Below are 7,980 nucleotides of genomic sequence, written 5' to 3'. Positions count from 1 at the left end.
GGGACAGCGTGGGGCGGGCGCAGCCACGGGTGCGGGGCCAGGCGCGGAAGGCGTGGGCCTGCCGGGTGCAGGCGAAAGCTCGCCGGGTGCAGGCGAAAGCTCGCCGGGTGTGGGTGAGGGAGAGAGTCTGCCGGGTGAGAGCGAGGGCATCAGGGAGGTCCCGGCCCGGAGCGTCGGCGGGCCGGTTCCCGGTGTCGGTCGCCGGGGCGGACTCTCCGCGCGGATCGCCGCCTACCGTGGCGGCTATCTCCCCGAGGAGCGGCGCGCCCTGGAGCGGGCCCTGCACACCGGCGAACTCCTGGGGCTCGCCGCCACCAACGCCCTCGAACTCGGCATCGACATCTCCGGCCTCGACGCGGTCCTCATCACCGGCTACCCCGGCACCCGCGCCTCCCTCTGGCAGCAGGCGGGCCGCGCCGGGCGGGCCGGTCAGGGCGCGCTCGCCATCATGATCGCGCGGGACGAGCCGTTGGACACCTATCTCGTCCACCACCCCGCATCCCTCTTCGACACCCCTGTCGAGTCCACCGTCCTGGACCCGCACAACCCCTACGTCCTCGCCCCCCACCTGTGTGCGGCCGCAGCCGAGATACCGCTCACCGAAGCCGACTTCCCCCTCTTCGGGCCGGAGACCGGCCAGCTCCTGCGCAAGCTCGAAGAGCGCAAGCTGCTCCGCCGCCGCTCGTCCGGCTGGCACTGGACCCGTAAGGAACGCGCTGCCGACCTCACCGACATCCGCGGCAGCGGCGGGCGGCCTGTCCAGGTCGTGGAAGAGGGCACCGGCCGGCTGCTGGGCACCGTGGATGCCGCAGCCGCGCACACCACCGTCCACGAAGGCGCCGTCCACCTGCACCAAGGCCGCACCTATGTGGTGCGCCGGCTCGATCTGGAGGACTCCGCCGCCCTCGTCGAGGAAGCCAGCCCCCCGTGGACGACCATGGCCCGCGACACCACCTCGCTGGCCCTTCTGGAGACCGAGGCAGAGGTGGCCTGGGGTGACGCCCGTCTGTGCTTCGGTTCGGTGGAGGTCACCAACCAGGTCGTCTCCTATCTGCGCCGCCGTCTGATCACCGGCGAGGTCCTGGGCGAGTCCAAGCTGGATCTTCCGCCCCGCACCCTGCGGACCCGCGCCGTGTGGTGGACGGTCACCGAGGACCAGCTCGACGCCGCCCGCATCACGCCCGAGATCCTGGAGGGCTCGCTGCACGCCGCCGAGCACGCTTCCATCGGCATTCTTCCGCTGTTCGCGACCTGCGACCGCTGGGACATCGGCGGCGTCTCCATCGCCCTGCATCCGGACACACTCCTCCCCACCGTCTTCGTCTACGACGGCCAGCCCGGCGGGGCGGGCTTCGCCGAACGTGCCTTCCACACCGCCCGGGCGTGGCTGACCGCCACCCGGGACGCGATCGCCTCCTGCGAGTGCGAGGCGGGCTGCCCCTCCTGCATCCAGTCGCCCAAGTGCGGCAACGCCAACGACCCGCTGCACAAGCGCGGCGCCGTCCGCCTCCTGTCGGAACTCCTCCGTTCGGCTGTCTGACCGCCCGGCCCCGGCCGACCTGCTCCGCTCGGTCGTCTGGTCGGCCCCTCCGCTCCCTCCGGCCCCTCCGGCCCACCTGTCCGGGGTCCGGCATGGCACGGCCCGGTATGGCATGGCACGGTATGGCCCAGCATGGCACGGTATGACACAGCACGGCGTGGTGGCGGCCGGCAGCCGCGATCCGGTGCGGACGAAGCCGATGTGTACTCCTGCGATCCGACCGGACCGGCGCGGGCGCGCACCAGGGCGTCGTACGGCCCCCACCGCACCCGCGCGTCCAGATCAGCGATCTCTCCCCGCACCGCGCACCTGACCACCTGCGCCCCCTGGGCCCGCGCCACTCTGCGCGCCGCCGCGCAGGCATCGGCCCGGCCCTCGAGTGCCCGGTCGGCTGCCGCGAGCGCCGCCAGGTCGGCCGCGGAGCCCGCGCGGTGACGGACGTGGACCGCTTGGCCGAAGCCGAGCACCGCCGCGAACACCCCGCACAGCACCACCGCGCTCAGTGCCGCCCACACGGACGCCGACCCGCGGTCGCTGCGGAGCTGTGAAAGGTGCGCCCTCATCCCCCCTTCTCCTCTGCCTCTCGCGCGCCGGCCCGCTCGGGCCCCCCGGGGTTACCGGGGTTCCCGGGGTCTCCAAGGGCCTGGTCGTGATTCCGGCCGGTAGCGTCGGTGGCGTGGTCGCCAGGGGCTTCCTCTCTGCCGCTGGTCTGCCGATCGTCGTGGCCTTCCCCCACGGCCTCGTCCGAAGCCGCGTCGCCAGATCCGCCCGCGTCGCCAGCTCCACCCACTCCGCCCGCAGCCTCATCTCCGGTCTCATCCATGGCGACCGCCGCGGACCGCAGCTCCACCGTCAGGGGGCCCGGCCCCACCGTCCGGGCTCTGACGGCGACGCGCACCAGCTCTCCGTCTTTCGTGACTTTCGTCCGGGCGCCCGGCGGCGCGGCCGACCGCACGGCGCGGGCCACGCCGTCGTCGGTTTCCCCGCGTGCCGCCGCCCGGGCACCGGCGCGGGCGGCATCGACGCATTGGATGCGGGTCACCGCTGCCATGAGCCCCCACAGCAGCCCGGCCACCAGCACGACCAGCGCCGGGATCACCACGGCGGCCTCGGCCGTCACATAGCCCGCGCTCCAGTCCGTCGGGGTTTTGCGGGCGGTACGGGCCTTGCGCCACGGTCGTCGGCGGCGTGCGGTGGCGCGCGGGCCGCCGTTTTCTCCACCGGGCCCTGTGGGGTCAGAACGGCCCACGGAGCGCCCGCTCGATCAGCTGTTGCAACTGTGCGCCCACCGGGCCGCTGTTGACGACCTTGTAGAGCACCGCCGCCAGGGCCACCGCCGCCAACGTGCCGATCGCGTACTCGGCTGTGCTCATTCCCCGGTCGCCACTCAGCCCGTGTGCCGTGCGTACCCTCTTCCAGAGCCGCCGCATCGCCACCAACACCGCACTGACCTCCCTGACTTCGGACATCGTCTGCACTCTCCTTCGGCGGGCCGCACGTCCCTCGTCGACGTACGCTCGCCGCTGCCGCTCTTGTTGTGCCGTACGGCTCACCACAGCGTCCTGGCCAGCCCCAGCAGCACGGGCGCCACCCCGATGGCCAGGAACGCGGGCAGGAAACAGAGCCCGAGTGGGCCGGTGACCAGCACCGCTGCTCGCCTCGCCCGGCCGTTCGCCGCACGGATCCACCGGGCTCTCAACTCGGCTGCGAGCCGGGCCACGGACTCGACGGCCGGGACTCCGGCGTCTGCGGCACGCTCCATGCACCGGGCGAACTCCACTCCCCAGGGCCGCTCCGCGAACCGCCCCCAGACCAGTCCGGGGTCCGCGCCGAGCCGCAGTTCCGTGGACGCCTTGACCAGCCGTTCTCCCAGCGGGCCACCGACGGACCCGCCCACGGCTTCGGCAGCGCGCTCGGTCCCCGCACCGGCCGCCAGGCAGGCCGCCATCAGGTCGGCCGCCAGGGGCAGCTGCTCCTCGGCCGCACGGTCCTCCGCACTGCGCACGGTGCCGTCCCCCGCGCAGCGCCGCAGCCACCAGCGCATGCCCCACGCTGCGGCACCGCCCGCGAGCCAGCCCACCTGGCCGCCGATCAGGAGAAGCGCCACTGCCCCGGCCCCTGTCATTCCCACCCCCTCCCGCATCCGCCGGGACCGCAGGGCTTGGTGCACCGTCTGCCTGAGCCTGGAGACGAGTGCCGGCCGTGCGGCTTGTCCGGTTCCTTGCGGTCCGGTGCCGTCTCCGTCCGTTCCGGCCGGTCCCCACCCGCGCGCCTGCGGCCGGGCCTCGTCCAGCGCCCTCGTGCCCAACCCGCCCAGACCCGGGCCGTGCTGGGCCGCGCTTCCCTTCGGCCGGCCGCCGTTTTTCTGGCCGCCGTTCTTGTGACCACACGCCGACCACGCCCGCTGCCGAACACGCCCCTCTCGCCGCGTCACTTCGACGACCCCCGTCACGCACCCGGCCGCGCCCAGCAGTGCCGCGCTCGCGAGCGCCCACATCCACAGCCTGGGGACAACGTCCATCCATGCGCCGCTCACCTCGACCGGCCCCCGACGGGCGCGAGAGAAACCCGCCCTTCCTCGGGCCCCGCCGTCCGCCGCGGCCAACCGGCTCCCTCTGCGGAACGCACGATGCGGGCGACCCAGGCGAGACCCGCCCACTCCAAAGCGAGGCCCGCCACCAGGCAGGCGAATCCGGCAGGGGTATGCAGCAGGATCTCCAGCGGGTTCGCCTCCATGGCTCCGCCCAGCACCAGCCCGAAGACCGGAAGAAGAGCGAGCACCAGCGCGGTGGAACGCGGTCCGGCCAGTTGGGCTCTCAACTCCTCCCGCTGTTCCCGCGCGGCCCGCAGAGAGGCAGCCACCCGTTCGAGCCCGTCTGCCAGACCTGCCCCGCCGTCGACCGCGACCTGCCAGCAGGCAGCGGCTCCCGAGAGCCCGTCCGCGCCCGGGAGCGCGGCGGCCTCGCGTAGTGCGCCCGCCACGTCACCGCCGAAGCGGGCCGCGGCGAGCACGGCCGCGCCCGCGTCTCCGAACCGTTCCAGCACGGCCCGGTCGGCGGCGAGCACCGCAGCGCCCGGCTGCCTTCCGGCACGCAGTTCGCCCGCCACGCTCGCGCAGAGCTCCACCACGGCGGCCTCCCGGGCCCGGGCGAGTCGACCGGCGCTCCGGCGCCCGAGCCACCCGCGCACCGCAGGCACCGCCAAGAACCCCGCCACCAGCGGAATCCAGGACCGGCCCAGTAGCGCGACGAGCATTCCGGCCGGCAGGCACCAGCCCGCCGGACCGAGGCGAGCAGCCAGCTGGCGCCGCGCCCCCTCGGTGGCCTCCCGCCACCAGGCGGGAGGCGCGAAGGGACTGTTCCGCCCGGCCGGCTCTCCTCCGCCGGCCAGCAGCAGCCGGGCCCGCTGGGCTCCGCCGTTCCGTCCTGTCAGCAGCCAGGCCGCCGCCCCGGCGCAGACCATCGCGGCATACGCCGCCGCCTGGGTGCCCGCGGCTTCCGCCCCGGCCGCTGCCGTGTCCAGGGCATCCGTCATGGCGCGCTCCTCACCTGGGAGCCCGTGCGAGGCTCACCATTCGATGCGAGAGGGAGGGCTCGCCCTTCGACTGGGCGGTTCCGGGGCTCCGAGAGGCTCCCGCCCGGTCCGGCTCCGCCAGGGGCAAGGGTTCCTCCGTCCTCGCGAAGAGACCTGGTGCACAGGGCGCGCAACCGCTCCCACCCGGGGCCGCGGGCGAATCCGCCGGCTGCCGCTCCCGACCCCGTGCGCGGTGCGTCGCCCCGGCCGCTCCATACGGCGGCCGGCACGGTCGTCACCAGCCCCGCGGCGTCCCGCTCCAGTACGTGGATCTGGGCGATGCGCCGCCGCCCGTCCCGGCCCCGCACCAGATGCAGGATCACGTCGAGTGCGGCCGCCAACTGGCTGTGCAGGGCGGCCCTGTCGAGTCCGGCCGTCGTCCCCAGGGCCTCGAGACGTGCGGGAACGTCGGCGGCGGCGTTCGCGTGCACGGTCCCGCATCCGCCCTCGTGTCCCGTGTTCAGCGCGGCCAGCAGGTCGGTCACCTCGGCGCCACGGACCTCACCGACGACCAGCCTGTCCGGCCTCATCCGCAGGGCTTGCCGCACGAGGTCGCGAAGGTCCACATTCCCCACCCCCTCCTGGTTGGCGGGGCGTGCCTCCAGGCGGACCACGTGCGGATGCTCGGGGCGCAACTCGGCGGAGTCCTCCGCGAGGACGATGCGTTCGTGCGGGCCGACCAGCCCCAGGAGAGTGGAGAGCAGCGTCGTCTTGCCGGAGCCTGTGCCGCCGCTGATGACGAAGGAGAGGCGCGCCTCCAGCACCGTCCGCAGCAGCCACTCTCCGCCCGGGGGCACTGTCCCCGCGGCGACCAGCTCCGCGAGGCTGAACGCGCGGGGCCGAACCACTCGCAGGGACAGGCAAGTCGATCCGACCGCGACGGGAGGCAGGACCGCGTGCAGCCGGGTGCCGTCCGGAAGCCGGGCATCGACCCAGGGGCGGGCGTCGTCGAGCCGCCGCCCGGCCGAGGTCGCCAGCCGCTGGGCGAGCCTGCGGACAGCGGCGGCGTCGCGGAAGCACACCCCTGCCCGCTCCAGCCCGCGCCCCCGATCGATCCACACCTGGTCGGGCGCGGTGACCAGCACGTCGGTGACCTCCGGGTCGGCGAGCAGCGGTTCCAGCGGTCCCGTGCCGACCAGCTCGGAGCGCAGCGCCTCGACGACGCCCAGCACCGCGCTGTCCCCCATCAGCCTCCCCTGGGACCGCAGCACCGCCGCCACTCGCGCGGGGGTGGGCTCGGCTCCCGTCTCGGCGAGGCTGCGCCGCACCCGGTCCAACAGCTGTTCCCCGGCTGCCGCCGCGTCGCCGACGGCCTGGGCCTCCGCTCCGGTGGCCGCCGTGCCCCGCGTCGCCGCCGACGCGCGCCATGAGGACTGGTCCGCGGTCATACGGCCACCCCTCCCCCGCTGAGCGCCCGCTCCCAGAACCGGCCGCAGAAGCGGGCCAGGGCACCGTCCTTGGCGAAGCCGGGGGGTGTGCCCCGGTCGACACCTTCGAGCAGTCCGCGTTCCCACGGCAGCTCTCCGGCCAGTGGAAGTTCCAGCAGGCGGGCGACCTCGGTGTCGTCCAGCCCTGAGTCGTAACCGCGCTCGGTCCGGGGGCCGCCAGGAGAGCGCACCACCGCGCGCAGGTCGCGCACGGCCAGCCGCATCCGGTCGGCGACGCGGTGTGCGGCGGCGACCGCGCGCAGTTCGGCGGGGACGACCGCCAGGCCGAGGTCGAGTTGGACGAGGGCTTCGGCGACGGTCTCGTCCACCTGCCGGGGCAGGTCGACGACGACCACACCGCCGCGTCGCCTCGCGGCACCGAGCACGGAACGCATCGCGTCGGAGGGCACCGCCGCGTGCTCGCCCCTGTCCCAGCTGAGCACGTGCAACTCGTGGGCGCGAGGTAGGGAGTCGGCGAGTGCCGAGCCGCCGACCCGGCCCCGGGCCTGGGCGAGGTCGGGCCAGCGCAGCCCCGTGGTTCGCTCGGCGCCGAGCAGGATGTCCAGTCCGCCGCCGAGCGGGTCCGCGTCGATGAGCATGGTGCGCTCCCCGGCGCGTGCCGCCGTGACGGCGAGGGCGCAGGCGAGCGTGGAGGCTCCCGCGCCGCCGCGTCCCCCGACCACTCCGACCGTCAAGGCCGACTGCCCCACTCCCTCCACGGCGTCCGCGATCCGGTCGGTCAGCCAGGCCTCCGCGTCGGGCAGCAGGACGACGCTCTCGGCGCCGACCCGGACACCGCGTTCCCATACGCCCGGATCGTCCCAGTCCCGCCCCACGAGGAGGACGCCCGGCCTGCGTGGCACCGCTGGGCCTCCGCCCGGGGTGCCGGGGCCTGGCGGATCGCCGAAGCCGGAGGCGGCGGCACAGTCGTCCCCGACGAGCACGAGGGGCGCCCGCTCCCACTGAGTTGCGCCGCTCCAGGCCGCCCAGCCCACCGCGCCGGAGGGACCGCCGTGAGCCACCTGGGGCTCGGGCGTCCCGGCGGCTGCGCACAGTCGCAGTAGGTCATCGAGGAGTTCCGCGTCCTCGGTGACAATCAGAATGTTTTCGGCCATGGTCCGAACCTCCCTGCCCCTCGGGCACTAGCGTCCGCAAACGGCTGCGGACGCCGACGGGATTCACGGTGCGGCGAACCGGAAAAACTTGTGGATCATGGTCGAAAACTGTGGACAACCCGGGGGTTGTGAATAACTTCCTCACCCAAACCGGTGACTGCCGGAGAGCAGTCTAGCGATTACGCTGGGTCACAGCTCGGAGGAATCACAGACTCCGCTCCGCAAAGATCGAAAAAACCCCGGCCACGGCGGGCCGGGGCGGGAAAATACCTCCGGACATGCGACGACCCCCGCCGGGGGGGAGAGCGGGGGTCGTCTCCACGGC

6 protein-coding genes and 2 pseudogenes are annotated in these 7,980 nt (G+C 74.3%); 1 reads left to right on the top strand and 7 read right to left on the bottom strand.

Annotation, left to right across the window (positions count from 1 at the left end):
• Nucleotides 1–211: 211 nt before the first annotated feature.
• Nucleotides 212–1,540: pseudogene (locus tag AB8Z75_RS28745) on the top strand (Zn-binding domain-containing protein); the annotation flags it as partial.
• A gap of 233 nt (nucleotides 1,541–1,773) precedes the next feature.
• Here AB8Z75_RS28745 and AB8Z75_RS28740 read toward each other — a convergent pair.
• The 7 genes and pseudogenes from AB8Z75_RS28740 to ssd all read right to left on the bottom strand — a co-directional run.
• Nucleotides 1,774–2,103 (bottom strand): annotated as a pseudogene (locus AB8Z75_RS28740) (Rv3654c family TadE-like protein); the annotation flags it as partial.
• Nucleotides 2,100–2,789 carry a TadE family type IV pilus minor pilin gene (locus AB8Z75_RS28735; protein WP_369207024.1) on the bottom strand — a complete coding sequence of 230 codons (690 nt, stop codon included), beginning with the start codon at nucleotides 2,787–2,789 and terminating at the stop codon, nucleotides 2,100–2,102. The pseudogene AB8Z75_RS28740 and the gene AB8Z75_RS28735, both read right to left, overlap by 4 nt.
• The gene (locus tag AB8Z75_RS28730; protein WP_369207022.1) at nucleotides 2,776–3,009 is read right to left on the bottom strand and encodes a DUF4244 domain-containing protein; all 234 of its coding nucleotides are present in this window, start codon (nucleotides 3,007–3,009) and stop codon (nucleotides 2,776–2,778) included. The genes AB8Z75_RS28735 and AB8Z75_RS28730 overlap by 14 nt, the downstream gene beginning before the upstream one ends.
• A gap of 80 nt (nucleotides 3,010–3,089) precedes the next feature.
• Nucleotides 3,090–3,665 (bottom strand): type II secretion system F family protein, encoded by a 576-nt coding sequence (locus tag AB8Z75_RS28725; RefSeq protein ID WP_369207020.1) that lies wholly within the window; start codon nucleotides 3,663–3,665, stop codon nucleotides 3,090–3,092.
• Nucleotides 3,666–4,072: 407 nt separating this feature from the next.
• A complete protein-coding gene (locus AB8Z75_RS28720; RefSeq protein ID WP_369207018.1) occupies nucleotides 4,073–5,074 on the bottom strand; it encodes a type II secretion system F family protein in 1,002 nt (333 codons plus the stop codon).
• Nucleotides 5,071–6,501 carry a TadA family conjugal transfer-associated ATPase gene (locus tag AB8Z75_RS28715; protein ID WP_369207016.1) on the bottom strand — a complete coding sequence of 477 codons (1,431 nt, stop codon included), beginning with the start codon at nucleotides 6,499–6,501 and terminating at the stop codon, nucleotides 5,071–5,073. Before AB8Z75_RS28715 ends, AB8Z75_RS28720 begins: the two co-directional genes overlap by 4 nt.
• A complete protein-coding gene (gene ssd, locus AB8Z75_RS28710; RefSeq protein WP_369207014.1) occupies nucleotides 6,498–7,655 on the bottom strand; it encodes a septum site-determining protein Ssd in 1,158 nt (385 codons plus the stop codon). Before ssd ends, AB8Z75_RS28715 begins: the two co-directional genes overlap by 4 nt.
• Nucleotides 7,656–7,980 lie beyond the last annotated feature (325 nt).

The organism is Streptomyces sp. PU-14G (assembly GCF_041028275.1).
Taxonomy (GTDB): Bacteria; Actinomycetota; Actinomycetes; order Streptomycetales; family Streptomycetaceae; genus Streptomyces.
This window is presented reverse-complemented; position numbering and strand designations above follow the sequence as displayed.

Excerpts from the sequence above, each read along its gene's own strand:
- AB8Z75_RS28730 (WP_369207022.1), bottom strand. The coding sequence starts at position 3,009 with ATGTCCGAAGTCAGGGAGGTCAGTGCGGTGTTGGTGGCGATGCGGCGG.
- AB8Z75_RS28725 (WP_369207020.1), bottom strand. The coding sequence starts at position 3,665 with ATGACAGGGGCCGGGGCAGTGGCGCTTCTCCTGATCGGCGGCCAGGTG.
- AB8Z75_RS28720 (WP_369207018.1), bottom strand. The coding sequence starts at position 5,074 with ATGACGGATGCCCTGGACACGGCAGCGGCCGGGGCGGAAGCCGCGGGC.
- AB8Z75_RS28715 (WP_369207016.1), bottom strand. The coding sequence starts at position 6,501 with ATGACCGCGGACCAGTCCTCATGGCGCGCGTCGGCGGCGACGCGGGGC.
- ssd (WP_369207014.1), bottom strand. The coding sequence starts at position 7,655 with ATGGCCGAAAACATTCTGATTGTCACCGAGGACGCGGAACTCCTCGAT.